Source organism: Staphylococcus sp. Mo2-1 (genome assembly GCF_046721385.1).
Classification (GTDB): Bacteria; Bacillota; Bacilli; order Staphylococcales; family Staphylococcaceae; genus Staphylococcus; species Staphylococcus equorum_A.
In genome coordinates this window covers 1,332,127-1,357,492 of the sequence record NZ_JBEUUK010000001.1, presented here as the reverse complement: position 1 = coordinate 1,357,492, position 25,366 = coordinate 1,332,127, and the positions used below count along the sequence as shown (strand labels likewise).

At 31.9% G+C, this 25,366-nt stretch carries 21 protein-coding genes, 7 pseudogenes and 2 riboswitches; of the genes and pseudogenes, 18 read left to right on the top strand and 10 right to left on the bottom strand.

Features of this window, described 5'->3' with window-relative positions:
• Window positions 1-53: 53 nt before the first annotated feature.
• Both ytkD and ABLV95_RS06760 read left to right on the top strand, forming a co-directional pair.
• A pseudogene (gene ytkD / locus ABLV95_RS06765) lies at window positions 54-532 on the top strand (RNA deprotection pyrophosphohydrolase).
• Window positions 516-1,289 carry an alpha/beta hydrolase family protein gene (locus ABLV95_RS06760; RefSeq protein ID WP_460876679.1) on the top strand — a complete coding sequence of 258 codons (774 nt, stop codon included), beginning with the start codon at window positions 516-518 and terminating at the stop codon, window positions 1,287-1,289. Before ytkD ends, ABLV95_RS06760 begins: the two are co-directional and overlap by 17 nt.
• Before the next feature lie 73 nt (window positions 1,290-1,362).
• Here ABLV95_RS06760 and pckA read toward each other — a convergent pair.
• Window positions 1,363-2,953: pseudogene (gene pckA, locus ABLV95_RS06755) on the bottom strand (phosphoenolpyruvate carboxykinase (ATP)).
• Between the two features lie 175 nt (window positions 2,954-3,128).
• Window positions 3,129-3,242, top strand: a riboswitch (SAM riboswitch).
• A gap of 109 nt (window positions 3,243-3,351) precedes the next feature.
• Between pckA and metK the strand changes: the two are divergent.
• The 3 genes and pseudogenes from metK to ABLV95_RS06740 all read left to right on the top strand — a co-directional run bounded on the left by metK (window position 3,352) and on the right by ABLV95_RS06740 (window position 6,588).
• A pseudogene (metK, locus tag ABLV95_RS06750) lies at window positions 3,352-4,550 on the top strand (methionine adenosyltransferase).
• Between the two features lie 95 nt (window positions 4,551-4,645).
• On the top strand, window positions 4,646-5,554 hold the full coding sequence (locus ABLV95_RS06745) for a nuclease-related domain-containing protein (RefSeq protein ID WP_460872739.1): 909 nt from the start codon (window positions 4,646-4,648) through the stop codon (window positions 5,552-5,554).
• A 196-nt stretch (window positions 5,555-5,750) separates the two neighbouring features.
• A pseudogene (locus tag ABLV95_RS06740) lies at window positions 5,751-6,588 on the top strand (aldo/keto reductase).
• A gap of 199 nt (window positions 6,589-6,787) precedes the next feature.
• Here ABLV95_RS06740 and ABLV95_RS06735 read toward each other — a convergent pair.
• The 3 genes and pseudogenes from ABLV95_RS06735 to ABLV95_RS06725 form a co-directional block, all read right to left on the bottom strand.
• On the bottom strand, window positions 6,788-7,144 hold the full coding sequence (locus ABLV95_RS06735) for a fluoride efflux transporter FluC (RefSeq protein WP_046465624.1): 357 nt from the start codon (window positions 7,142-7,144) through the stop codon (window positions 6,788-6,790).
• Window positions 7,141-7,507: pseudogene (gene crcB, locus ABLV95_RS06730) on the bottom strand (fluoride efflux transporter CrcB). Before crcB ends, ABLV95_RS06735 begins: the two are co-directional and overlap by 4 nt.
• 67 nt (window positions 7,508-7,574) lie before the next feature.
• A complete protein-coding gene (locus ABLV95_RS06725) occupies window positions 7,575-7,880 on the bottom strand; it encodes a hypothetical protein (RefSeq protein WP_002507278.1) in 306 nt (101 codons plus the stop codon).
• A 282-nt stretch (window positions 7,881-8,162) separates the two neighbouring features.
• Between ABLV95_RS06725 and ABLV95_RS06720 the strand changes: the two genes are divergently transcribed.
• The 3 genes from ABLV95_RS06720 (at window position 8,163) to ABLV95_RS06710 (ending at window position 10,272) form a co-directional block, all read left to right on the top strand.
• A complete protein-coding gene (locus ABLV95_RS06720; protein WP_069818193.1) occupies window positions 8,163-8,876 on the top strand; it encodes a transaldolase in 714 nt (237 codons plus the stop codon).
• Window positions 8,877-9,060: 184 nt separating this feature from the next.
• Window positions 9,061-9,696, top strand: a complete 636-nt coding sequence (locus ABLV95_RS06715; protein WP_046465621.1) for a pentapeptide repeat-containing protein — start codon at window positions 9,061-9,063, stop codon at window positions 9,694-9,696.
• Between the two features lie 126 nt (window positions 9,697-9,822).
• Window positions 9,823-10,272 (top strand): hypothetical protein, encoded by a 450-nt coding sequence (locus ABLV95_RS06710; RefSeq protein ID WP_427704205.1) that lies wholly within the window; start codon window positions 9,823-9,825, stop codon window positions 10,270-10,272.
• Between the two features lie 10 nt (window positions 10,273-10,282).
• On the opposite strand, the gene ABLV95_RS06705 is transcribed toward ABLV95_RS06710, so the two are convergent.
• Window positions 10,283-10,726, bottom strand: a complete 444-nt coding sequence (locus ABLV95_RS06705; RefSeq protein WP_427704207.1) for a competence protein ComK — start codon at window positions 10,724-10,726, stop codon at window positions 10,283-10,285.
• A gap of 18 nt (window positions 10,727-10,744) precedes the next feature.
• Window positions 10,745-11,209 (bottom strand): sigma-70 family RNA polymerase sigma factor, encoded by a 465-nt coding sequence (locus ABLV95_RS06700; RefSeq protein ID WP_427704208.1) that lies wholly within the window; start codon window positions 11,207-11,209, stop codon window positions 10,745-10,747.
• A gap of 220 nt (window positions 11,210-11,429) precedes the next feature.
• Between ABLV95_RS06700 and ABLV95_RS06695 the strand changes: the two genes are divergently transcribed.
• The gene (locus tag ABLV95_RS06695) at window positions 11,430-11,654 is read left to right on the top strand and encodes a hypothetical protein (RefSeq protein ID WP_046465617.1); all 225 of its coding nucleotides are present in this window, start codon (window positions 11,430-11,432) and stop codon (window positions 11,652-11,654) included.
• A 163-nt stretch (window positions 11,655-11,817) separates the two neighbouring features.
• Entirely contained in the window at window positions 11,818-12,669 is an 852-nt protein-coding gene (locus ABLV95_RS06690) for an N-acetylglucosaminidase (protein ID WP_460876675.1), read from the top strand.
• Window positions 12,670-13,220: 551 nt separating this feature from the next.
• Here the strand turns inward: ABLV95_RS06690 and ABLV95_RS06685 are convergent.
• Window positions 13,221-14,147 (bottom strand): osmoprotectant ABC transporter substrate-binding protein, encoded by a 927-nt coding sequence (locus ABLV95_RS06685; protein WP_427704210.1) that lies wholly within the window; start codon window positions 14,145-14,147, stop codon window positions 13,221-13,223.
• Window positions 14,148-14,323: 176 nt separating this feature from the next.
• On the opposite strand from ABLV95_RS06685, the gene ABLV95_RS06680 reads away from it, so the two are divergent.
• The 5 genes from ABLV95_RS06680 to ribE (ABLV95_RS06660) all read left to right on the top strand — a co-directional run bounded on the left by ABLV95_RS06680 (window position 14,324) and on the right by ribE (ABLV95_RS06660) (window position 19,717).
• On the top strand, window positions 14,324-15,793 hold the full coding sequence (locus tag ABLV95_RS06680; RefSeq protein WP_460876673.1) for an FAD/NAD(P)-binding protein: 1,470 nt from the start codon (window positions 14,324-14,326) through the stop codon (window positions 15,791-15,793).
• A 284-nt stretch (window positions 15,794-16,077) separates the two neighbouring features.
• A riboswitch (FMN riboswitch) is annotated at window positions 16,078-16,211 on the top strand.
• A gap of 160 nt (window positions 16,212-16,371) precedes the next feature.
• Window positions 16,372-17,415, top strand: coding sequence for a bifunctional diaminohydroxyphosphoribosylaminopyrimidine deaminase/5-amino-6-(5-phosphoribosylamino)uracil reductase RibD (ribD, locus tag ABLV95_RS06675; RefSeq protein WP_427704213.1), 1,044 nt, complete (start codon window positions 16,372-16,374; stop codon window positions 17,413-17,415).
• A gap of 6 nt (window positions 17,416-17,421) precedes the next feature.
• Window positions 17,422-18,054, top strand: a complete 633-nt coding sequence (ribE, locus tag ABLV95_RS06670; RefSeq protein ID WP_046465612.1) for a riboflavin synthase — start codon at window positions 17,422-17,424, stop codon at window positions 18,052-18,054.
• Window positions 18,055-18,064: 10 nt separating this feature from the next.
• A complete protein-coding gene (gene ribB, locus ABLV95_RS06665; protein WP_460876671.1) occupies window positions 18,065-19,246 on the top strand; it encodes a 3,4-dihydroxy-2-butanone-4-phosphate synthase in 1,182 nt (393 codons plus the stop codon).
• A 12-nt stretch (window positions 19,247-19,258) separates the two neighbouring features.
• Window positions 19,259-19,717, top strand: coding sequence for a 6,7-dimethyl-8-ribityllumazine synthase (ribE, locus tag ABLV95_RS06660; protein WP_046465610.1), 459 nt, complete (start codon window positions 19,259-19,261; stop codon window positions 19,715-19,717).
• A gap of 112 nt (window positions 19,718-19,829) precedes the next feature.
• Here the strand turns inward: ribE (ABLV95_RS06660) and ABLV95_RS06655 are convergent, their stop codons facing one another.
• Window positions 19,830-20,831 carry a proline dehydrogenase family protein gene (locus ABLV95_RS06655; protein WP_427704215.1) on the bottom strand — a complete coding sequence of 334 codons (1,002 nt, stop codon included), beginning with the start codon at window positions 20,829-20,831 and terminating at the stop codon, window positions 19,830-19,832.
• A gap of 264 nt (window positions 20,832-21,095) precedes the next feature.
• Between ABLV95_RS06655 and ABLV95_RS06650 the strand changes: the two genes are divergently transcribed.
• The 3 genes and pseudogenes from ABLV95_RS06650 (at window position 21,096) to ABLV95_RS06640 (ending at window position 23,675) form a co-directional block, all read left to right on the top strand.
• On the top strand, window positions 21,096-21,920 hold the full coding sequence (locus ABLV95_RS06650) for an alpha/beta fold hydrolase (protein WP_069818199.1): 825 nt from the start codon (window positions 21,096-21,098) through the stop codon (window positions 21,918-21,920).
• 246 nt (window positions 21,921-22,166) lie between these two features.
• Window positions 22,167-23,124 (top strand): annotated as a pseudogene (locus ABLV95_RS06645) (L-lactate dehydrogenase).
• A gap of 149 nt (window positions 23,125-23,273) precedes the next feature.
• Entirely contained in the window at window positions 23,274-23,675 is a 402-nt protein-coding gene (locus ABLV95_RS06640) for a transcriptional regulator, SarA/Rot family (RefSeq protein WP_021339039.1), read from the top strand.
• 131 nt (window positions 23,676-23,806) lie between these two features.
• On the opposite strand, the pseudogene ABLV95_RS06635 reads toward ABLV95_RS06640, so the two are convergent.
• Window positions 23,807-24,368, bottom strand: a pseudogene (locus ABLV95_RS06635) (tRNA (mnm(5)s(2)U34)-methyltransferase).
• Window positions 24,365-25,318 carry a tRNA modification radical SAM protein MnmL/YtqA gene (locus ABLV95_RS06630; protein WP_285323414.1) on the bottom strand — a complete coding sequence of 318 codons (954 nt, stop codon included), beginning with the start codon at window positions 25,316-25,318 and terminating at the stop codon, window positions 24,365-24,367. The pseudogene ABLV95_RS06635 and the gene ABLV95_RS06630 overlap by 4 nt, the downstream one beginning before the upstream one ends.
• Between the last annotated feature and the right edge of the window lie 48 nt (window positions 25,319-25,366).

Sequence of the window (25,366 nt, the reverse complement as noted above, 5' to 3'; positions counted from 1 at the left end):
GCCTCCAACAAATAACTTAGCATAGATAGTTTAACATAATTAAAGGGAGAAGGATGAACGTGAAGTTTAAAGATAGCGAAAATGATGATGTGTTTTTATCATATAAAAATGACGAAAATCATGCTGATGGTAACCATGTCTTGATTATACCTATATTTCAAGGAGAGTTGCTGTTTACCAATCATAAATTGAGAGGTATAGAGTTTCCTGGTGGCAAAAAAGAAATAGGAGAATCCAGTGAGGTAGCAGCAGACTAGAGAATTATTTGAAGAAACAGGTGCAACGATAAAAAAGTGTAATTATATTGCGCAATATCGTGTAGAAAGACAAAATGGATTAAGCTTTACTAAAGATGTATTTATGGTTGTCGTTAAGGATGTAGCGCAACAAAACGACTATTTAGAAACAAATGGACCTTTATTTTATAATAATGTTTATGATATTCCAGAAGAACGTAAAAGCTATTTATTGAAAGATGCAGACAATTTTACAATGTTTAGAGAGAGTGATGGAGCTTGGATTTTATTCATAGAAAACGTATGCCAGTTGAATCATCAACACATTTTTTTGAAGAAGTCACATATCGTGTCGATGCGTTAAAAGTGCGTGGCCTCTTAATGGCACCTAAAGCTAATGTTGAAAGAATTGTAATTTATTTACGAGGTGGAAAAGGGCAAGTAGGTATGGTACGTACAGGACGTTTAATGCAATTTGCAGACGATCATACATTAGTTTTCGGTCCATATTATCGAGGGAATAATGGCAGTGAAGGAAAAGATGCATTTTACGGTGAGGATTTAAACGACGTTACTGTTGCTATTAGAATGTTAAACCAAATGTATCCAGAGGCACATATTCACATGATTGGATTTTCTAGAGGTGGTCTACAAGGATTATTAACATTTCAAGATTTACCAATATCTAGTTATATAATTTGGGGTGGCGTCTCTGATATATATTTAATGTATGAAGAGCGTGTAGACTTAAGAGGAATGCTTAAACGTATGATTGGTCATCCTAAAAAGAATGCTGAAGCGTATAGGCAACGAGATGCAGTTTCTCAAATTACTGAGGATAGCCCACCAATTTTAATAGTTCACGGTGGAAAAGATCATCAAGTTGGTATTCATCAAGCGTATTATTTAGCGGAACAATTAAATCGTATAGGTATGACTTATCGTACATTTTATCAAATGGAAGAAGGACATATTCCTAGACCTTTTGCATTAAAATCTACATTGTCGACCATCAAACAATGGATGACAGATGTTGAAGTCCAAGCATATTAAACAAAATTATAATGAAAAATAAAAGACATGAACTACAATGCTTTCGTAGTTCATGCCTTTTTATTTATTTAACTTATTTGAAACCGCCATTGTTAGCTAAATCTTCTACTTCTGTACCAAATTTTTCGAAATTATGTTTAAAACGGTTAATTAAATCTTGGGCTTGCTCTCTATATGCTTCTGGCTTACTCCAAGCATTAATAGGGTTTAATAATGTCTGTGGTACACCTTCAATTTCTACTGGGATATCTAATCCGAACATATCATCTTTCATATATTCAATTTCACTTAATTGCCCAGTAATAGCTTGGTTTACCATTTGTCTTGTATAGTTAAGGCTAATGCGACGTCCGAGCCCATATTGGCCACCAGTCCAACCTGTATTAACTAGATAAACATCTACACCATGTTTATCAATTAAATTTCCTAATAAATCTGCATATACTTTTGCGTTGAGAGGTAAGAATGGTGAACCGAAACAAGTTGAAAATGATGGTTCTGGCTCTGTGACACCACGTTCTGTACCAGCTAATTTAGCTGTGAAACCACTAAGGAAATGGTACATCGCTTGATCTTTAGATAGTTTAGAAATAGGTGGTAATACACCAAAAGCATCAGCAGTTAAGAAAATAATTGTATTCGGATGTGCTTGCTTTAGATGGTGTCACGATATTATCGATATGATCAATTGGGTAGGCAGCTCTAGTGTTTTCAGTGTAGTAGTTATCATCGAAGTCTACATCACCATCTTCATCGACAACTACGTTTTCTAAAATAGTACCATATTTAATTGCGTCGTAAATTTGCGGTTCTTTTTTATATGAAAGGTTAATTGCTTTAGCATAGCGACCACCTTCAATATTGAAAATGCCGTTTTCATTCCAACCATGCTCATCATCACCAATCAGTTTGCGTGTTGGGTCAGCAGAAAGTGTTGTTTTACCTGTACCGGATAAACCGAAGAACAATGCTACATCACCTTTATCGCCAACGTTAGCCGAACAGTGCATGCTCATGATTTTATCTTTAGGGAGTAAGTAGTTCATTACTGAGAAAATTCCTTTTTTCATTTCTCCAGCATATTCAGTGCCACCAATCAATATCACTTTATGTTTGAAAGAGGTAATTATAAATGTTTCGGAGTTTGTGCCATCAACTTCAGGAACTGCTTTAAAAGAAGGTGCTGAAACAATAGTGAAATCTGATTTGATTTCGCTAGCTTCTTCTTTAGTACTTGGGCGAATGAACATATTTTGTGCGAATAAATTATGCCAAGCTAACTCATTAATGACAGTGAGTTTTAATTGTGAATCTTCATCACTACCTGCATAACCATTAAATACATAAAGTTCATCTTTTTTGTTTAAATGGGCTAAAACTTTATCATACAAATTTAAGAACGTTTCTTCTTCGATAGGTTGATTTATGTTTCCCCAATCGATGTCATCTCTATAAGATGGTTCATTTACAATAAACTTATCTTTTGGAGAACGACCTGTGTATTTACCTGTTTTAGCGTTAATTGCTCCAAGTTCAGTCAATGCACCTTCATCATTATTTAAAATTTTGTTATACAACTGTGTTGTAGATAGTTGAAATAATGATGATGGTTTCTCTAATATACTTTCAATCTTGCTTGTGTATGTGTATGTATCTACCGCCATACTAATCCCTCCAACGCTATTTAGTTAATGTAAGCCTTTACAATTAAAGAGTATAACACATATGAATTAATAGTCCACATCATATTAAAAGGAATTTTAGAAATTTTAAATAAATATTAATAATTGTTAAATTGACAATATATCATAGATTAGGTACTATAGGACTTAACGGATTCTCTTATCCTGAGTGGCGGAGGGACATGGACCCAATGAAGCCCAGACAACCTCTTCTTAATACGAAGAAAGGTGCCAAACCGTTTGCAGACATATATCGTCTGAACGATAAGAGCGAATGGACGTATAAGGGCCTTCTCTCTATTTAATATAGTGATGAAGGCCTTTTTTAATGAGCTCAACAGAGAGAGAATTTTCGTAATTTAAAACTAAAGGAGCAAATTATGACATACAATAGAAGATTATTCACTTCAGAATCTGTAACAGAAGGGCACCCGGACAAAATAGCGGATCAAGTATCTGATGCAATATTAGATGAGATTTTAAAAGACGATCCTAATGCAAGGGTCGCTTGTGAAACTACGGTAACTACTGGTATGGCGTTAATTTCAGGTGAAATATCTACAACAACTTACGTTGATATTCCAAAAGTAGTAAGAGAAACAATTAAAGAGATTGGTTACACACGTGCAAAATATGGGTATGACAGTCAAACCATGGCCGTATTAACTGCAATTGATGAGCAATCTCCTGACATCGCGCAAGGTGTTGACACAGCATTAGAGTATCGTGAAGATGCATCAGAAGAAGAAATTGAAGCAACTGGTGCTTGGTGATCAAGGCTTAATGTTTGGTTATGCTACAAATGAAACGGATACGTATATGCCTTTACCAATCTTCTTATCACATCAACTTGCTAAGAAATTATCTGATGTACGAAAAGATGAAATATTAAAATATTTACGCCCAGATGGGAAAGTACAAGTAACGGTTGAATATGATGAACAGGATAAGCCGCAACGTATAGACACTATCGTTGTTTCTACGCAACATGCAGAAGATACTGAATTGCAACAAATACAAGATGACATTAAAGCGCACGTTATTTATCCAACAGTGCCTGAACATCTATTAGATGAAGATACTAAGTTTTATATTAATCCTACTGGTCGTTTTGTGATTGGTGGTCCTCAAGGAGATGCTTGGACTTACTGGTCGTAAAATTATTGTAGACACATATGGTGGTTATGCACGTCATGGTGGCGGTTGTTTCAGTGGTAAGGACCCAACAAAAGTTGACCGTTCTGCTGCTTATGCCGCACGTTATGTAGCTAAAAATATTGTTGCGGCTAAATTAGCAGACAAATGTGAAGTACAATTAGCATATGCAATTGGTGTTGCTGAACCAGTTTCAATTTCTATTGATACATTTGGAACAAGTAGCGTAAGTGAAGATGAGTTAGTAGAAGCTGTACGCACGCATTTTGACTTAAGACCTGCTGGCATTATTAAAATGTTAGATTTAAAACATCCAATCTATAAACAAACAGCTGCCTATGGTCATTTTGGCCGTACAGATATCTTATTACCATGGGAAAAATTAGATAAAGTAAACCTATTAAAAGATTCTGTAGAAGCATAAAAAACTAAAATTTAATTTTCTGGACTTTTCTATCGAATGATGAGCTATTATCTATTATAATTAAGTTACTGAACACATAAAGGAGCGTTTTTGTTATGAATTCATTAGGGCCAATAGAAATTGGTTTAATCGTGGCAATCATCGTAGCAGTCATTTGTTTGATATTATTTATGCTTGCTTTAAAAAGTAAAAAGAAAGCGCAAAAAAACGCTGAAGAGCAGTATAAATCTAGAGAACAAAAATTAAGCGATGAGCATGAAGAAGAGTTGGAAAAGGAAAGAATAGAAAATAAAAAAACTGTAACGAAGCAAAAGGAAGAATATGCGACTACAGTTAGTTCTAAAGATAGAGAAATTGATGCTTTAAAATTATTTTCTAAGAATCATAGTGAATATGTAACTGACATGAGATTGATTGGTATCCGTGAACGTCTTGTAAATGAAAAAAGAATACGTCCTGAAGATATGCACATTATGGCTAATATATTTTTACCTAGAAATGAATTTAGCGATGTTCAACGTATCAGTCATTTAGTACTGACACGTACTGGTTTATACATCATAGATTCTCAATTATTGAAAGGGCATGTTTATAATGGTGTTAGTGCAGCCCAATTCAAAGAACAACCAATGATGGAGCAGGTATTTAATACTTTAGATCTTGATAAGCATACACCACAAACACTTGTGTTAGATCAGAATGAAGATACGCAATCATTATCGTTTGTAAATTATACATCGCACTTAAATGAAATAGAAAAACTTGCCGGTGATATCCAAACAGAACTCAATTTAAAATTCACACCAACTACTATTTTATACTTCAATCCTAAAAATGAAGGTGCTGTAACAATTTCAAATTATGCACAAAGTTCAAATACTAAAGTGCTAGTGGGTGCAGAGCAACTTGATGAGTTCTTTAATAAATTTGTATTCCACGGTCGAATTCAATACAATGTTGAAGATTTACAACGTGTTATGGATGAAATAGAAACATTTAATTAATGTGAAATACTTAATTTTAACAAAGATAGGTAGCCATATAGGTTATCTATCTTTTTTTGTTGAATTTTAAAATGCCTGAACAATGTATTTTAATTATTAATTCGAGATAATTTGGTAAATTAAAGTCCTTTTAATTTATAATTTAAAGAAAATTGATTAATATAATAGTTATCTAAATAGAAAAGGGGATTTTAATTTGGAACATGTAACTTTTTATAATGGCAATGAAATGCCAATTGTTGGTTTAGGTACGTTTCGTGTCGAAAACAGTAACGAATGTAAAGCATCAGTAAAACATGCGATAGAAAATGGTTACACACATATAGATACGGCAATGGTATATGATAACGAAGAAAAAGTAGGGGAAGGTATCGCAGAAGGTTTAGTAGCTACAGGTAAGCAAAGAAGTGATTTGTTTATCACATCTAAATTATGGTTAGCAGATTATGGCCGTGAAAACGTTGCAGATGCTTATGAAACGAGTTTAAATAAACTTGGATTAGATTACCTAGATTTGTATCTCATGCATTGGCCAGGTACAGATGAAGCTTTAATGATAGATACTTGGCAAGGTATGGAAGATTTATACAAAAATGACAGAGTGAAAAACATTGGTGTAAGTAATTTTAAAACAGAGCATTTTGAAGCGTTGTTAGCCCAAGTTTCTATTAAACCTGTGATTAACCAAGTTGAATTCCATCCATATTTATTGCAAGAATCATTAAGCAGATATTTAGAAGTACAAAATATTCACATGGAATCATGGTCACCACTCATGAATGCGCAAATTTTAGAAGATGATACTGTAAAAAGTGTTGCATCTGAAGTAGGGAAATCACCAAGCACAAGTGATTATTCGTTGGAACATAGAACATGGTGTTGTAGTAATACCTAAATCAGTAACGCCTTCTAGAATAGAAGAAAATTTAAATGTATTTGATTTCCAATTAACATCAGCACAAATTGAGAAATTAGATAAACTCAACGAAGATAGAAGAATTGGACCAGATCCATCTGAATATAGTGGGCACTAGTATGAAAAGAAGAGAGTGAGTTACAAATACGCACTTCTTAAATAGAAAAGGACCAATCTATTTGTTTTTTCAAATAGATTGGTCCCTTTTAAGTCTTTTTATAGTTAAGCCGTATGTTTAACTATTTTTATAATAAGGATGGTGATTGAAGTTATTAATACCTATTGTATTTATATGCATCTGAATTTCAATTAATCGGCTAAATCATGATGTATCCTAATAAACAGGATAAAAATGAAACGCCATATTGCAGTAAAGAATAAATTAAAAAGTTAAAAATGTTCTTTTCGGATGTTAGTAATTTGACTAACTCTGAAGATAAAGTAGAAAATGTAGTTAATCCACCGAGAACGCCGACAACTACAAAGGGATGGACCCAATCTATATTTAATGTCATACCCATCAATAAACCAATTATTAAACTGCCTAATATATTAACAATTGGCGTTGCAATAGGTAGCTTACTATTAAATCTACTTGTACAAACGTTAGTAATAAATCCTCTGATTACAGCTCCGAGACCGCCACCTAACATAACTAACAGTAATTGTGTCATGATATACGAGCCCCCATTTTCACACCAAGATAACAGACAAGTATACCTATAATATAACTACTTAAAGCGTATAAAATCATTAATAAATATGCTTGTTGTTCTAAAAACGAAACAAGCTCAAATTGAAAAGTAGAAAAAGTAGTGAGTGCACCTAAAAATCCAGTAGTTATACCTTTTTTAAGTAATGGATTATTTCTAAAATACTTTATAGTCATCGTTCCAATAAGTCCCATTAAGAAAGCGCCAACAACATTAGCAATAAATGTGTCTGCTTGGAAATTCAGTAGTTTGATTGATGAATGTTAATAGATATCTTAGTAAAGCACCAATCGCGCCGCCTATAAAAATATATAAGTATTGCATTGTTTTTATTCTTCCTCTCGACAAAAAATAAAAAACTACAAAAGTATTATAACTTTTGTAGCATTAATTAGAAAATAATACCAAACGTTGATAGTGAAGCAACGATATGGATGATAAGCACTACTAATATCACATAAGGTAATATTTTACTTGCTTTTCTAACCCATCCAGAATTTTCATGTAAGTGTTTAATTGATTTATCTGCTAAAATAATTGAAATTATTAAAATTATAGCGTTAATAATACTACAAACAAAAATTAATTTGATCATTGAACTAAAATGCATAGTAATTAGAGGATTTCTAGTATTAAAATACAAGCTAATAATAACCAATAAACTAGATAAATAAAAATAAAGTTTTGAACGTGCCATATTTACCTCCTAGTACAATTCATTAAATAATAATACCATAGATTTACAAAAATTTAACTAATTTGTAAATTTAGAATATATATATATTTAGATTTATAGTAAAACATAACAATATAGAGCTTGAAGTATCTTAATGTTTCTTTTTACTCTAAAGATTTTGACAATTTAAGCAAAAAATTAGAATTTAGTGATTAATGGTGGTATAAATGAGTTGTATGGTTAATAACCGTTATAAGAATAATTCTTTATTGAATTATTTATTTAAGTCAGGAGGAATTAGTAATGGCAAAATTAAATGTTGAAGTGTTTGCAGATGGTGCAGATATTGAAGAAATGAAAACAGCTTATAAAAATAAACAAGTAGATGGTTTTACTACTAACCCTAGTTTAATGGCAAAAGCAGGTGTAACAGATTATAAAGCTTTCGCAGAAGAAGCTGTTCGTGAAATTCCTGATGCTTCTATTTCATTCGAAGTATTCGCAGATGATTTAGAAACAATGGAAAAAGAAGCTGAAATTTTGAAACAATATGGTGAAAACGTATTTGTTAAAATTCCAGTCGTAAACACAAAAGGTGAATCAACTATTTCTCTAATTAAAAAATTATCAGCAGACAATGTACGTTTAAATGTAACTGCTGTTTATACTTTAGATCAAGTTAAAGAAATTACAGAAGCTGTAACAGAAGGTGTTCCAACATATGTATCAGTATTTGCTGGTCGTATTGCTGATACTGGTGTAGATCCAGTTCCAATGATGAAAGATGCAGCAGAAGTAACACATAGTAAAAAAGGCGTTAAATTACTTTGGGCAAGCTGTCGTGAAGTAATCAATGTAATCCAAGCGGATGAAGTTGGCGCAGATATCATTACATGTCCTGCAGACGTTGTTAAAAAAGTAAATAACAACCTTGGCCGTGATATTAACGAATTATCAGTTGATACAGTACAAGGATTTGCTAAAGATATTCAAAGTTCAGGATTATCTATTCTTTAATAGAAGATTAAGAAATTTAAATTTCAAATAATAATAAGCTGAGGCAATTCATTCTAAATGAGTTGTCTCAGCTTTTATATTGAGCATAAGTATAGGATGCTAGATATCTGTTATACTGTTGAAGTTCTTAAAATATATATACTTGTTCGATTAAACATGAATGATATAGAGGGGAAGATGATTTATGAAAATACAACAACCCAAAATCAGCGCAAATTTAGAACTTAAAGAATTAGAAGAAATTTTTCAAGATGAAGATGATATAGTTGAAGTTGCGGAAATACAAAATGCTAATTTAAGTAATAAAGTTTTACAAAGATTTGTAGTTTATGGTTCATATATCAAGGATTGTGATTTTTCTAACTCTGATTTAGGTCGCGCTGATTTTACAGATGTTATTTTTGAAAATTGCGATTTCTCGAATACGAAAATGGATCATGGTTCCATACATAGAGTGACATTTAAAAATTGTCGTATGACCGGAACTTTATTTAACTATATGAGGTTTGGAAATACAGTGTTTGATGAAGTGAAAGCTGATTTTATAAGTGTTGTGGACTCTAAGATAGAAGCACTGATGACACAAAAAAGTAACTTTGAAAATGCTGAATTTCATAATTCAAATTTGAAAAAGGTTGTTTTTGACAATAGTAATTTAGAGCATTTATCAATTTACCAAACCCCATTAAAAGATTGTGATTTGAGCCAATCTTATTTTGAGTCATTTGTGGTTAATAAAGAAGACTTATTAGGTTGCAAAGTTTCTAGAAATCAAGCTGTACAATTTGCGGCATTAATGGGCTTAGTTATCGTAGATTAGATGAAATAAAAATCGATAAAATTAAAGTTAATACAAATATTATAAAATTTAATTGAATAACTTAGATAATTGATTTATTATTTAATGAGTATAGTGTACTGTGAAAGTTCTAAAGGAGAAACATTTATGAAACTAGATATCTTTAAACAAAAAGTTAAAAAGCAATTATGGTTTTTAAATAAAAAAGAAAAAAGTCAATTGAATGAAGTATTAGAGGAAGTTACTAAGTCTAGTGATGGACAAAATTTTAATCGTCCTATTGCATTTTCAAATCAATTTTTAAAGGAATATGTCTTTAAAGAGAAAGTTGTATCATCAACACAATTATTTGCATTGCTTATAGGTATTTTAATCACATATATCGTGCTCTTAGGTTTGTTTTTATTTGGTTTTTTGACAAGTCTATCATCTGTGCAATACTTTATTAAACCTGAAGTGCAATTATCTACAACCACTGTTATTTTGACCTTGATTGGCTCAATATTACTATTAATCGTTAGTTTATATTTGATTAAAATGGTAACTGCTTATTTTACGAAAAAATTATTAGAATATAAGCATAATAAAGCACTATAGTTGAATCGTGTTAAGTTAAATGGTGAGAAAGTGTTAAACTTTCTTGCCATTTTTTATGAATAAATACATAGGAAGCATTAACTGTAATATAGGTAGCATTAACTGTAATATAGGTAGCATTTTCAAAATATATAATTGTTTGTGTTCCTTTTGACTTTAATCCAGTGATTGGGATTGCGTTAATATAATATTGTATTGGTGAGCGCTGTGGTTTTACTGGAAATAATGTTATATCGCTATTAATAAATATTGGAACGATCTTGCGTATTTTTAGTAATTGTTTGGCTTGTTTCGTCTGAAGTGTTAAAGATAAATGTCGTGATTCTAAAAAATAATTTAACGTGAGATTAATTGTAGTAGGGTAAGTGAATTGGTGCGTAGTATATTGGCATATTGTTAATATTTCTGGTCCAAGAACTGTTTTGAAATAAAGCAATTGAGTAAGTGGCGTCATATCATATTCACCTCAATCTTAGGTATAAAATTTCAAATGTTTTTGTTGAATTCGTTTTTGATAGTTTTTTAAAGTTGAGACAGAACAATTTAGAAGTTTTGCAATTTCATATTGTTTAAGTCCCGCAAATTTTAATCGTAACCATTGTTGCTCTTTATCAGTCAATAATGATAAAAATTGTTGGAAAACTAGCATACTGTCATAATCATCATTATATAAAGAAGCTTTAACTTCTTGTTCTATAGGATCAACTAGTAGTAGTGGTTGGTGTTTGCGGAAAAGGTCTATCAAATAGAAATTTAATCGTGAATATAAGAAGGTGTTTAATGAGCTGCTTTTTTGTGAATTGTAGATTTTGCTTAGCTCCCACATTTTAATTAAGAGGAGTTGAGCATATTCATCATAATTGTACTTAATATTGTACTTTTTTAATAGATAATGAATAATATGTTTGTACTTTTTATAAACTTCTTCAAAGGTCATTCATTCTCTCCATTGTCGTATATACAACATATATTTCCGGATGTTATTATTTTATTATAAGAAATAGTAATTTTCATTTGCCAAATAGGGATAATAGGTGTTAAATAGTAGTCATAAGATAGATAAATTTTAAGTTTTATAACATTAGCGCGTATTCAACTTAAAGATATAACACTTTAGAGGTATATTATTATCTTCGGACAATTATCAGGAGGTTTATATGGATTACGCATATTTAAATTTAGAACATTTTTTTGCAAGGCATGATGATTTGGATACGATTAAAGATAAATCAGATTTTGTTATGATAAACAACATGGCAAAAGAAATGATGTATCGAGATGGGGAAATAGAAGGTACGATTGATTTAAATCGTTATTTTTATAAAAATAGATCACAAGCCGCAAGCTTTATTATAATGGATTATTATAAAAGTCAAGAGTAATGAAATTAAAATTTCATTACTTTTTTTATGAATATGTAACAACGTTCATATTAAATTGTCTGTTCAAGTAATTAGTGTTAAACTTTATAATCGGATGGCTTTAAAGCTATGATACATATGACGAAGGCGTGTCCTTCCTAATTATTACCTAAGAGGTGTAAACATGACGAAGCATAAAAAAGGCTCAATTCTATCAATCATTGGTTTATTGATAGTCTTAGGTGTAGTCACGGTTGTTGTTTTTTCAATGATCTCAGATCAAATCTTTTTTAAAGAAGTTGACGAACAAGAAAAAGTAGAAAATCTTAAAGTAACTTTGGATAAAGCATCAAAAAAACAAATTGATAATTATACTAGCCAACAAGTTTCAAGCAAAGATAATAAAACATGGAGAGATGCGTCATCTACTGAGATAAAAGCTGCGATGAACAGTAGTGAATTTATTGAAAGTGATACGCAAAAATACCAATTTTTAGAATTAGATAAGTATCAAGGTATTGATGAAAATAGAATAAAACGCATGCTCATAGATAACCCTACGTTGTTAGAGCATTCAGATGATTTTATAAAAGCGACACAGGATAAGCACGTCAATGAAGTTTATTTAATTTCACATGCGTTACTTGAAACAGGCTCTGCTAAAAGTGAGCTTGCAAGTGGTGTAGAAATTGATGGTAAAAAATATTATAACTTCTTTGGTGTAGGTGCACTTGATGAAGATCCGATTAAAACAGGTTCAGAATATGCTAAAAAACATGGCTGGGACACACCACAAAAAGCAATTAGTGGTGGGGCTAACTTCATTCATGATCACTTTCTATCTAATGAAGATCAAAACACGCTTTATAGTATGAGATGGAATCCTAAAAATCCAGGAGAACACCAATACGCTACAGACATTAAATGGGCTGAAAGTAATGCGACTTTAATGGCTCATTTCTATGAAGATATGAAAACAGAAGGTAAATATTATAAATATTTTGTTTATAAAGATGATGAAAAGCACAAAAATTAGATAAGTATTTGAAATATTATTTCTAATACAATAGAACGAAGAATACCAATTGCTATAAAAGCAGTTGGTTTCAGACTGCCAACAAAGCCTCTGATTTTGTTGGCAGTTTTTTTGTGCATGCTTTCCGCCGGCACTGCCTTAGCCTGTAGTCTTCAGCTAGTGATTTATTAACGAGTCAGGCGTCGGCCCAAATTACTGCCAATATTTTAATATTTATAAATTAAACAGTGATGGTGTTTATTATGTTGAATCAATCAATTGATAATGGCAGAGCATCTATAAATCCTATTTTTTAATTGATATTATTCTCTTGAAGTAAGCTTTATTTATTAATTTCATAATTTATATAAAAAAAGAGTCTCCAATTTTGGAAACTCTTTTTTATTATTCTACTTTGTTTTTTTTGCTTATAAGAATGAAGAACATGAGCGCTGATATAAACACTTTTATAGTAAATTTCATATTATCACATCCTAATCTATGCCAACATATTAACATTAAATGGGTGTGAAGATACATCAATAACTACATACAGGTGTATATACTGAGCATTATTCTTTTTCAAAGTAATTGTGCTCTTTTAAAAATTCTTCTGCAACAACTGCGGGCTCTTTGCCTTCTCCATCTGCTTCATAATTTAATTTTTGCATTTGCTCCGTACTTATTTTATCGTTCAATTTATTAAGTGCTTTCTTAACTTCTGGTTGTTCTTTTAAAAGTTTATTTGGTGCTACAGCACTTGCATCATATGTTGGGAAGAACTTTTTATCATCTTCAAGTACTACTAAATCATAAGCCGCAATTCTACCATCAGTCGTATAGCCTAGTGCAACATCTAATTTTTTACTTTTCAAAGCATCGTAAACGAGTCCGATTTGCATCGGTTTAATAGAATCAAAAGCAAAGCCATAATGTGCTTGGAAAGGTGCATAACCATCGCCCCCACGTTTAATCCAAGTGGTATCTGTGCCTACATCTACTTGATCTTTTACTTTTTCTAAATCTGAAACAGTATGTAAATCATATTTTTCAGCAGTTTCTTTGGTTACCATAAAGGCAAAGGTATTTTCAAAACCATATGAATCAAAAAAGGTCTGATTAAATTTTTGCTGAAACAATTTTTTAGTTAAAGCCATCGCTTTTTTAGGGTCAGTAACGGGTTCAGACTCAAGGACACCCACTAAATCTGTCCCAGTATATCGCGTGCTCGAAATATCAGCATCGTTATTCATTAGCGCATTATGCTGGATTGTAGCTGAGCCTAAGTTATTAATGATTGAACCTTTAGTTTTACCTTTTGTATCATGTTCGATAAGATCTATGATCATATATGCCATGATTTGAGACTCACTCGTAGCCAAAGCTGAAACTTTAATCTCGTTCTTTGATTGACTTCCACCAAGTCCTGGCAATCCACAACCGGATAATAATATTGTACTTGCTATAATTAAAAATAATAAATGTTTTAAAAATTTCATTGTCTAGCTCCTTAAAATAAGTACAGAAATAATATTTTTTCAATATATTAATATTAACATATTTATCAAAATATTATAACAACGCTAAATTGTACGGTAGTTGAATACATTAGCATGTAATATAAGGTTAATCATTGCTATAATGAATATAAATAAATTTAATAAGGATGTGTACAATGCGAATAGCTATCATAGGAATGGGCACAGCGGGTGTAAGCTTGCTAAAGGAATTAGTGAAACATGATAATTTTGCAACAATGAATATAGACATGTACGATAATCCTAAAAATATGGGGCAAGGTGTACCTTTTCAAAATGACAGTGATCAATTATTAATCAATATGCACGCGAAACAAATGTCTTTAAATTTAGATAATCAAGGTGAATTTTACGAATGGTACAAATCACAATCGATATTTAAGTTTTCTAATCCGGAGTATTTACCAAGGTTTATATTTGGTCATTATATGAAAGATTTTTTAGAAAAATATAATCAGCAATTTGAAAATGTCCAGATGATTAAAGAAGAAGTGTCAGAAGTTTTCATTGAGGCTGATGTAGGTCAAACGGATGTTAAATATTATGTTTGTACGTCGAAAGACATGTCGAATTGTCAAAAGTATGATGCTGTATTTTTAACGATTGGTACACTGTCATACCATGATCCATACCATTTGAAAGGAAAAAAAGGATATATTCACACACCATATCCAACTTATAATACGTTAGATGATGTGAAGGATACTGACAGAATTGCGATCATTGGCACAGGTTTAGCATCTTTAGATGTAATTCGTTATGTTACTGCACATCATCCTAAATTACCAATTACTATAACAAGTCGCAAAGGTCAATTGCCAAGCGTGAGAGGCGAAATGCCTGACATTGAATTTAAATACTTAACACCAGAAAATTTTAATGCAATAAAGAACGAAAATTTTGGAAACGTACCTTTAGAAAAAGCACTAACTTTATTTATGAAAGATTGTGCATATTATGATATTGCAATTGAAAAATTAGTGCACCGTAGACAAAATGACCCTGTGAAGGATTTAACATATGATTTAGAACACGCAACTGAATTAGGGGCATTCCAAAGTATACTTGAATTAGTAAAAGAGAATTTAAATTGGATTTGGAATAGTTTCAGTAGGGAAGATCAAAAACAATTTTTAAAAGATTACCAATCTATATTAAAGGATAATTCTAATCCAATGCCTCCACGCACAGCTCGATTAATTATAGATCATATCAAAAATGGGACTATTGAAATTAAAAGTGGTCTAGAGGATGTTCAATATGAAGCAAGTCAATTTTGTTTCAAATATAAAAATGAAACAGAGGCAAACCATAAATTTGATGTCGTAATCAACGCAACTGGTTCAAAAACACAACTTTCAGATCTTGATAGTGATGATCAATTGGTTTTGAATCTTGAAAATAGACAGGTTGTACAAGCGCATCCACTTGGTGGTATTCAAATTATTGCTGAAACAAATCAAATTATAAGCCCTCGTTATGGAACACTTAAACACATGTACGCATTAGGTCAATTAACAAATGGAATCAATCAGTCTCGAAATGGTGTAGCAATGATAGTTAAACAAGCAGTTAGCATAGTAAATCAGTTATTACCGAATAAGTAATTACAAAAATAAAAACATTAACTGTATGGTTTCGAGAGGTTAATCTGTTAAATGATAACTAGATTATTAAGGTTATAAAAGTCATAATAAAAATTAATTTATTTTTTCATTAATTTAAGTAAAAAGCTTTTCTTATTAGTATTTAAAGCATTTTAATAATAATAATACGTTAAAAATAAAGCCGACTTAGATAATATGAATTGTCATTCTGCCTAAAATGTAGTACGATATTGGTGTAACTTAGTAAGAGTTACTTGACTCAATCATTAATTACAATTTCATAGATATTCTTTCGGGGCAGGGTGAAATTCCCAACCGGCAGTAAACAAAGCCTGCGACCTGCATTTGATTATTCAAATGTGGCTGATCTAGTGAGATTCTAGAGCCGACAGTAAAGTCTGGATGGGAGAAAGAATGAAGTATAACAAAAACGACACTTTTTAAGTGTTTATTTGGCATACACTTATGTTTGAAAATGGATAAGTGTATTTAACTTGAAGCTAATGATGTTATATCAATATATCCCACACCTGAAATATTTTATTTCAGGTGTTTTTTTATTATTTAGAGGTGATAACGTGAGTCAATATTTAAATTATGCAATCCAATTAGCAAAAATGGTCAATGGTCAAACGGGTGTAAACCCACCTGTAGGCGCGGTAGTTGTTAAAGACGGCCGAATCGTAGGGATGGGCGCACACTTAAAAAAGGGCGATAAACATGCTGAAGTACAAGCGTTAGATATGGCACAAGATGAAGCTAAAGATGGTACCATTTTTATCTCATTAGAGCCATGTACACATTTTGGTTCAACGCCACCTTGTGTAAATAAAATTATTGATTTTGGCATAAAGAAAGTCATATATGCTGTAAAAGATACGACTTTAGCGTCTAACGGTGACGAAATATTACAACATGCAGGAGTAGAAGTTGAATTTCGTCATAATGCAGAAGCAGAACACTTGTACAAAGACTTCTTTATAAGCAAAAGTAAAGAGGTTCCTGAAGTGACAGTTAAAGTAGCTTGTAGTTTAGACGGTAAACAGGCCACTGATGAAGGTGAAAGTAAATGGATTACGAATACAGCCGTTAAGCATGATGTATTCAACTTACGTCATACGCATGATGCTGTACTTACAGGTAGAGGCACGTTAGATGCAGATAACCCTCAATATACAACACGAATTGAGGAAGGTAAGCATCCAATAAAAGTGATTTTATCGCAATCAGGCCAAATTGATTTTGAATTAGACATGTTTAAAAATGCTAATACACCTATTTGGATTTATACACAAAATAAAAACTTGAAAACAGATATTGAACATGTAGAAATTATTATTTTAACTGATTGTTCAATTGAAAATATTTTAATAGATTTATATCAAAAGGGAATTGGGAAATTGTTAGTAGAAGCGGGTCCAACCGTATCTTCAGCATTTCTACAATCTCAATATACGAATGAACTTATCTTATATTATGCCCCGAAAATTATAGGTGGTTCTGGTAATTATCAATTTTATCAAACTAAAAACATTTTTAGATTATCAGAAGTACCACAATTCGAAATTGTTAATTCCCAAATGCTTGAGCAAAACATTAAATTAGAGTTGCGAAAGAAGTGAATAATCATGTTTACCGGTATTGTTGAAGAAATAGGCACGATTAAAAAAATAACGACACAACAATCTGTAGTTAACTTAACAATTGATTGCGAGACCATCTTATCAGACATGCATATAGGAGATTCTATAAGTGTGAATGGCGCATGTTTAACTGTTGTTGATTTTAATAAGCATTCGTTTTCAGTACAAGTAATTAAAGGTACAGAAAATAAGACTTATCTAAATCATTTAAACCAATCTGCAGAAGTGAATTTAGAAAGAGCGATGAGTGGTCAAGGTCGTTTTGGAGGGCACTTTGTGCTCGGGCATGTAGATGAAGTAGCTAAGATTACACGTATACAAGCATCAGATAATTCTAAAATTGTAACAATAAAGCCTACTACTACACTTATTAAACAAATGGTGCCACAAGGATCCATAACTGTAGATGGCGTAAGTTTAACTATTTTTCAATTAAAAGATGCTGAATTCGACATTCATCTCATTCCTGAAACGCGAAGATCCACTATTTTAAATCAAAAACGTGTAGGCGATCCGGTCCATATTGAAACTGATATGTTATTCAAATATGTAGAGAGAATTGTCAGTAATAATGAATCAGGATTAAGCACCGAAAAACTTAGAGCATTTGGATTTTAGGAGGGGTAGTATGAAATTAGATAGTATAGATACAGCGCTTGCGGAGCTTAAAAAAGGTAAAAGTATTGTGGTCGTTGATGATGAAAACAGAGAGAACGAAGGCGACCTAGTAGCTGTGACAGAATGGATGCAAGATAATACCGTTAATTTCATGGCGAAATATGGTAGAGGACTCATCTGTGCACCAATTAGCAAAGATATAGCCAGAAAATTAGAACTCAATCCAATGGTGAGTCATAACTCTGATGTTTATGGTACAGAGTTTACTGTGAGTGTCGATCATATTAATACGACGACAGGTATTAGTGTTGGAGAAAGAACAATGACAGCAAAAGCGTTGATAGAAGAAAATGCAACAGCTAGTGATTTTAATAAACCAGGTCACTTATTTCCGTTAATTGCACAAGATAATGGTGTGTTAGAAAGACGTGGTCATACAGAAGCATCTGTAGATTTAGCAAAACTAACAGGAGCAAAGCCAGCAGCATTAATTTGTGAAATTATGAATGAAGATGGTTCAATGGCTAAAGGTGAAGAATTAGAAGCATTTAAGGAAAAGCATGAGCTTGTAATGATTTCTATTGAAGATTTAGAAACATATAGAAAATCACTCACATCTAAGTTAGAAGCAAAAGCAAAAGTAAAAATGCCTACTAAACATGGTAAGTTTGATATGTATGGTTTTACTTCACAGACGAGTGACGAAGAACTTGTGGCGATTGTAAGTGGAGACATAAAGAAAACTGAGAATGTGCGTATTCATTCTTCTTGTCTGACAGGAGATATTTTTCATAGTCAAAGATGTGATTGTGGAGAACAACTTGAAGCTTCTATGAAATATATAAGTGAACATGGTGGCATTATTTTATATTTACCTCAAGAAGGTAGAGGTATTGGTTTAATTAATAAGTTAAAAGCATATGAACTTATTGAACAAGGTTATGATACTGTGACAGCTAATATTGCTTTAGGTTTCGACGAAGATTTGAGAGATTATAAAGACGCCGCAAAAATTTTAAAGTATTTTGGTATTGAAAGCGTGAATTTGTTAAGCAATAATCCCAAAAAATTCGAAAGTCTAGAAACTTATGGTGTAAATATTGCGAAAAGAATTGAGCTAGTAGTTCCAACAAATAAATTTAATCAAGATTATATGGATACAAAAAAAGAAAAAATGGGTCATTTAATATAGGAGGGCAATAAGATGAATTTTGAAGGTAAATTAATAGGTTCAGATTTAAAAGTAGCAATTGTGGTAAGTAGGTTTAATGATTTTATTACAAATCGTTTATTGGACGGGGCTAAAGATACTTTAGTGCGACATGAAGTACCGAAAGAAAACATTGATGTAGCATATGTACCAGGTGCATTTGAAATTCCATTAGTAGCTAAAAAATTAGCTCAAAAAGGTGAATATGATGCTGTAATCACTTTAGGTTGTGTAATAAGAGGATCTACTTCTCATTATGATTATGTTTGTAATGAAGTGGCGAAAGGTGTTTCTAAGGCAAATGATATTGCTGATACACCAGTTATCTTCGGTGTTGTGACAACTGAAAATATTGAACAAGCAATAGAACGTGCCGGCACAAAAGCAGGTAATAAAGGTGCAGATGCAGCAATTAGTGCAATAGAAATGGCTAATTTATTAAAAGAAATATAATAGAACCAGACTGAAGCACTAACTTTTTTATAAAGGCTATAGGTGTTTCTACTAAAATAAAAAGAATTGGACTTAACGAAATCGTTATTGTCCAATTCTTTTTTGTTAAAGATTATTTTTTTAAAAGACGATATACTAAAGCACTAGCTGCTCCAAAGGCTGCAACTACACCTGTAACGATACCCGCTTTTTTCATTACTTCGGGTTTCATTAACTCTTTAAACATTAAATTTAAATTTTGAGGTCGTTCAGCTAGTCGTCTCATAAAGTAACTAAACCAATCATCCCCATATGGTACATAAATACAGAAATTGTTACCTTCACCAGCTATTTTCTCTGCTAAATCAGTACGGAAACCATATAACATTTGAAATTCGTACTGATTTTTTTCAATATTATTATCTTTGATAAATTGTTTTATATGTGTAATAACTTTATCATCATGAGTGGCAATTGAAGTTACATTTTTAGCGTTTAATAGTCTTTTTTCAATTAAACGTATGTAATTTTCGTCAATGTCTTCTTTAGTTTGATAAGCTATTGTATCAATTTCTTTATATGCGCCTTTAACCATGCGCAATCGTAATTCCGGATATTTTTCTACAAGTGTATCGGCTTCATATAAATAACCTTGAATTACGGTACCTACATTTTTGAATTCACCTTTTAAACGGTCTAACACTTGCGTGATGTCAAATAAACTATCATACTTTTCAGTATCGATATTAATATGCATATTATTAAACTCATTCGCTTTTAATAATATTTCACGTAGATTGCGATAAGCAAGATCTAAATCAAATTCAGAGCCTAACTGGCTTAATTTAATAGACATGTGACCATCTAAGCTATGATTATAAATAGCATACATCACTTCTAATATTTGATCTTTTGATTGAATTGCTTCACCTTCAGTTACAACAAATTCTCCAAGGCAATCTACAGTAACTGTAATTCCCTTGCTGTTTAGACGTTCAATTGTGTTTAATAAGGCTTCGATTGTATTGCCGGCAACCACTTTATTAGCACCGAGCATTGGACCGATTTCCTTAGCACTCTTATTTAAAAAAGGGTTGTTAGATAACCCGATAAAAAAATTTTTCACAATTGGCATATTAATTCCTCCCATTCTGCTTACAGCTGATCTTTCAATATAAGTGTAGCATGAATCTAAAGGGAATGAAATCGTTTACAATAGAATATATTACACTTTATTTTATTAAATACACTTATGATAAAGTGTTGATTATAAGATGCTTTTAATTTTTAAAACAAATTGAGTTTTTCGCGTCTATGGTTATCTTTAAAATGGAAAAAGTACATCGTATTTTGATACAATAAATATAATGAAATTTAACGAGAAGGGGAAGTATGTATTATGTGGAAATGGGAAACCGAAAAGGAAGCTAAAGGTGTCGTTGTAATTGCACATAACATGCTTGAACATACGGGAAGATACGCATATGTAATTACGATGCTTCGCCGAAATGGATATCATGTTATTATGGGCGATTTACCTGGACAAGGGCAAACGTCACGTTCTAACAAAGGTCAAATTGACAGTTTTGATGTATATCATGAGCATATTCTAGAGTGGATTAGAATAGCGAATGAGTATAAAATACCTACTTACGTGTTAGGTGTCGGTTTAGGTGGTTTAATTACACTTAATTTACTTGAAAAAGTAGAAGTACCAATTGAAGGTTTGATGCTTTTATCTCCACTTTTAGAATTTAAAAAGAGTAATAAATCTCGTAAAGACAAAATAATTTCAAATATAGGTAAAGTAGCTAAAGATACAAGATTTAAAGTAGGGATTACAGTTGAAGACTTAACACGAAACGAAGAAGTAATTGAAGAAACAAAAAATGACCAGTTGATGTTGCAAAAAGTAACTTATCATTGGTATAAACAAATCATAGAAATTATGAAAGAAACGGTAACACATTTAACTGATATTAAACCATTACCACTATTGTTAATGTATGGTCTAGAAGATCAAGTTGCGGATGTATCAACAATGGAATTAATTAAAGACAAAGTCACAACCGAAGAATTATATTTCAAAGCATGGGAAGGACTTTATCATGAGGTACATAATGAACCTGAAAGAGATGAAGTAATGAGATATATTTTGGCATTTTTAAATAATAGTGCTAGCAATAATGGCTTTATCGTTCATGATGAACATGAAGTATCTTAATTAAAAGAACCCTTATACTAAAATAGAGTAAGAAAAGCATCGGAAAACTTTAAATGTTATCTGATGCTTTTTTTATAAAATTATCAGAAGTATGGTGTATGTAAATCTATTAGAAAGATTAACAAAATAATATTGTGAAAAAAATAACAAAGTTATTGAAAAACTTATGAAATACTGTTATATTTATATTGTGAAATAAATCACAAACATTAACTAAATGATTGAATACGTGAGGAGCGTCATATAATGAAACAAATTAAAAATAATAAAGTAGTTTTAATAGGTGATGGGGCAGTAGGTTCAAGTTATGCTTTTGCGTTAGTAGCTCAAGGTGTTGCTGATGAATTAGTAATTATTGATTTAGACGAAGAAAAAGTTAAAGGCGACGTCATGGATTTAAATCACGGTGCGCCATATGGTGATTCACCAGTGAAAATCAAAGCAGGCGCATATAATGAATGTACAAATGCAGATTTAGTAGTTATTACTGCTGGAGCAGCTCAAAAACCAGGTGAAACACGCTTAGATCTTATCGAAAAAAACACCCAAATTTTTAAAGGAATTGTTTCTGAAGTTATGAAATCTGGATTTGATGGTATTTTCTTAATTGCAACCAATCCGGTAGATGTCTTAACATATGTGACATACAAAGTATCTGGTTTACCGAAAGAAAAAGTGATAGGCTCTGGGACAATTTTAGATACAGCACGTTTTAAATATGAATTAGCTGAAGAATTTGGCGTTTCACCAGGTAGTGTGCATGGTCAAATCATCGGTGAACATGGCGATTCAGAATTAGCGGTATGGTCTCAAGCTAATATAGCCGGTCAATCTTTATATCAATTTTTAAAAGATGACCCTGAAAAACAACACAGGGTTGAAGAGATTTTTACAAATACGCGTGATGCTGACCTACGATATAATACAAGCAAAGGGTGCAACGTATTATGGGATTGCAATGGGGCTATTACACATTACAAAAGCAATTTTAAATAACCAAAATGTTGTACTAACAGTTTCGAGTTATTTAGAAGGTGAATACAACCAAGAAGATGTCTATATTGGTGTACCAACACAAGTAAATAAAGAAGGTGCTGTAAAAGTTTTTGAAATGCCTCTAGACAGCCATGAGCGCGAATTATTCGAAAAATCAGCTACTATTTTGAAAGAAATGCAAAATAAAATATCTCATATAATTGCATAATTCATAGTTTAAATTTAAACTGTATATAAGATTAATTTTATTAAAAATTCTAATGTTAATTCAGTGAAGAATTTATTTACTAAGAATGATGTTTTTTGATAAATTAATTTTACATGTTTAACTTTATACTATGATTGGGGGATTATTCTATGGGGAAGACATTTACTGATAATGTTGATGGCGTTTTAAGATTAGAAATGGTGTTGAATGACATCGAAGATATCTTTAACAAAGTTCAAAAGCAGTACAAGATGTCGAAAGAAGAAATTTTGATTCTTTTAACGCTTTGGAAAGAAGGATCGATGACTTTAAAAGAAATGGATGATTTTGTGCACATTAAATCTTATAAGCGTACAAGAACTTATAATGATTTAGTGGAAAAAGCGTGGATCATTAAAGAAAGACCACAAAATGACGAACGTACAGTTATCATTCATTTCAATGAAGATTTAAAAGCGCAACGGGAAAGCCTTTTAAATTTCTTCAAAGAAGAAATTGAATCAAAATCAACTAGCATTCAAACTAGTCTTAAATCTATCATTAACTTATAGGGAATAAGCAAAGCCTCGGTAGTCAAATACCGAGGCTTTTGTTTGTCTTTTTTATTTTATTTTCGAATAAATTGTTAATAATCGTGATTGTGTTAAGAAATTATATCTTGAACTCATGAGGTATTCACAGTCTAAATTTTTTCAAGTGCACAGATAAACGGCGGGTTATTCTGTTGATTGATAAATTGATATTGCAATACATGTGCTTTAGTTTGATCAAACTGTGACAAATATTCAATTACAGCATCACGTTCTAATTTACCTTCATCATGACCATGGTAGATCACTAATATAATGACGCCTTCTGGAGCTAATATATCAAAAATTGAGTTGATAGCTGATAATGTACTTTCAGGGTGGGTAACAATCGATTTATCACCTTTAGGTAAATATCCTAAATTGAAAATGGCAAGCATCCACTTTACCGGCTTCAATCTCTTGAATATGCTGTTTTACATGCGCATGACTATCTTGAATCAACATTACATTGTCATAACCTTCAGTTTTTTGTTTTGTATTACTAATAGCTTCTGCTTGGATGTCAAATGCATATACTTTACCGTGAGGCACTTGTTGCGCAAGAAAAAGTGTGTCATTGCCATTACCACAAGTAGCATCTATGACAATGCTTTCTGATGTCATATGTTGTTGAAGCAACGTTTTCGCAAATGGTAAAATGCGTTCTAATTTCATGATTTTATCGTACTTTCAAAATGTTTTCCTTGATATGATTCTCTGCGACCTAGTTCATTATCAATTTCGTTCAGTACTTCCCATTTATTAACACTCCACATTGGACCTACCATTAAATCAATCGGACCATCACCAGTAATTCTATGAACAATCATTTCTTTTGGAATGATTTCTAATTGATCACAAACTAATTTAGTATATTCATCCTGTGACATAAATTCTAACATGCCTTTATCATACTGTTTCACCATTGGCGTGCCTTTAAGTAAATGAAGTAAATGAATTTTAATACCTTGGACGTCCATTTGAGCGACTTCTTTAGCCGTCTCCATCATCATCGTATAGTCTTCGCCTGGCAAACCATTAATAATATGCGTACAAATATTAATATTATGCTTACGTAATTTAGCGATACCTTCATAATATGTTTGCATATCATGCGCGCGATTGATTAAATCTGATGTTTCTTGGTGTACCGTTTGTAAGCCAAGCTCTACCCATAAATATGTACGCTCATTTAACTCTGCCAAATACTCAACCACATCATCAGGCAAACAATCAGGTCGTGTACCTATTGAAAGGCCAACAACACCAGGTTCCTTCAAAGCAGTTTCATATTTTTCACGTAATTCTTCGACAGGTGCATGCGTATTTGTAAATGCTTGGAAGTAAGCAATGTATTGACCGTCACTCCATTTTTCGTGCATTCTATCTTTAATTTGTTGAAATTGTACATCGATTGGATCCACACGATTACCTGCAAAATCTCCGCTACCCGCAGCTGAACAGAAAGTACATCCTCCATGTGCTACAGTACCGTCTCTATTAGGACAATCAAAGCCACCGTCAATTGCTACTTTGAAAATCTTTTGTCCAAATTTATTTTTTAAGTGATAATTCCAAGTGTGATATCTTTTATTCTCGAATGCGTAAGGGAAAAATTGTCCCATAAAACATTTTCCTTTCTGAATTCATTCTAGTTAAAGATTTTAACATAT

Coding starts and splice junctions, on each gene's coding strand:
- ABLV95_RS06640 (WP_021339039.1), top strand. CDS start 23,274: ATGGGGAAGACATTTACTGATAATGTTGATGGCGTTTTAAGATTAGAA.
- ABLV95_RS06735 (WP_046465624.1), bottom strand. CDS start 7,144: ATGACACAATTACTGTTAGTTATGTTAGGTGGCGGTCTCGGAGCTGTA.
- ABLV95_RS06720 (WP_069818193.1), top strand. CDS start 8,163: ATGGCAAAATTAAATGTTGAAGTGTTTGCAGATGGTGCAGATATTGAA.
- ABLV95_RS06745 (WP_460872739.1), top strand. CDS start 4,646: ATGAATTCATTAGGGCCAATAGAAATTGGTTTAATCGTGGCAATCATC.
- ribE (WP_046465612.1), top strand. CDS start 17,422: ATGTTTACCGGTATTGTTGAAGAAATAGGCACGATTAAAAAAATAACG.
- ABLV95_RS06725 (WP_002507278.1), bottom strand. CDS start 7,880: ATGGCACGTTCAAAACTTTATTTTTATTTATCTAGTTTATTGGTTATT.
- ABLV95_RS06710 (WP_427704205.1), top strand. CDS start 9,823: ATGAAACTAGATATCTTTAAACAAAAAGTTAAAAAGCAATTATGGTTT.
- ABLV95_RS06705 (WP_427704207.1), bottom strand. CDS start 10,726: ATGACGCCACTTACTCAATTGCTTTATTTCAAAACAGTTCTTGGACCA.
- ABLV95_RS06695 (WP_046465617.1), top strand. CDS start 11,430: ATGGATTACGCATATTTAAATTTAGAACATTTTTTTGCAAGGCATGAT.
- ABLV95_RS06655 (WP_427704215.1), bottom strand. CDS start 20,831: ATGCCAATTGTGAAAAATTTTTTTATCGGGTTATCTAACAACCCTTTT.
- ribE (WP_046465610.1), top strand. CDS start 19,259: ATGAATTTTGAAGGTAAATTAATAGGTTCAGATTTAAAAGTAGCAATT.
- ABLV95_RS06685 (WP_427704210.1), bottom strand. CDS start 14,147: ATGAAATTTTTAAAACATTTATTATTTTTAATTATAGCAAGTACAATA.
- ribB (WP_460876671.1), top strand. CDS start 18,065: ATGAAATTAGATAGTATAGATACAGCGCTTGCGGAGCTTAAAAAAGGT.
- ABLV95_RS06680 (WP_460876673.1), top strand. CDS start 14,324: ATGCGAATAGCTATCATAGGAATGGGCACAGCGGGTGTAAGCTTGCTA.
- ABLV95_RS06700 (WP_427704208.1), bottom strand. CDS start 11,209: ATGACCTTTGAAGAAGTTTATAAAAAGTACAAACATATTATTCATTAT.
- ABLV95_RS06630 (WP_285323414.1), bottom strand. CDS start 25,318: ATGGGACAATTTTTCCCTTACGCATTCGAGAATAAAAGATATCACACT.
- ABLV95_RS06715 (WP_046465621.1), top strand. CDS start 9,061: ATGAAAATACAACAACCCAAAATCAGCGCAAATTTAGAACTTAAAGAA.
- ABLV95_RS06650 (WP_069818199.1), top strand. CDS start 21,096: ATGTGGAAATGGGAAACCGAAAAGGAAGCTAAAGGTGTCGTTGTAATT.
- ABLV95_RS06690 (WP_460876675.1), top strand. CDS start 11,818: ATGACGAAGCATAAAAAAGGCTCAATTCTATCAATCATTGGTTTATTG.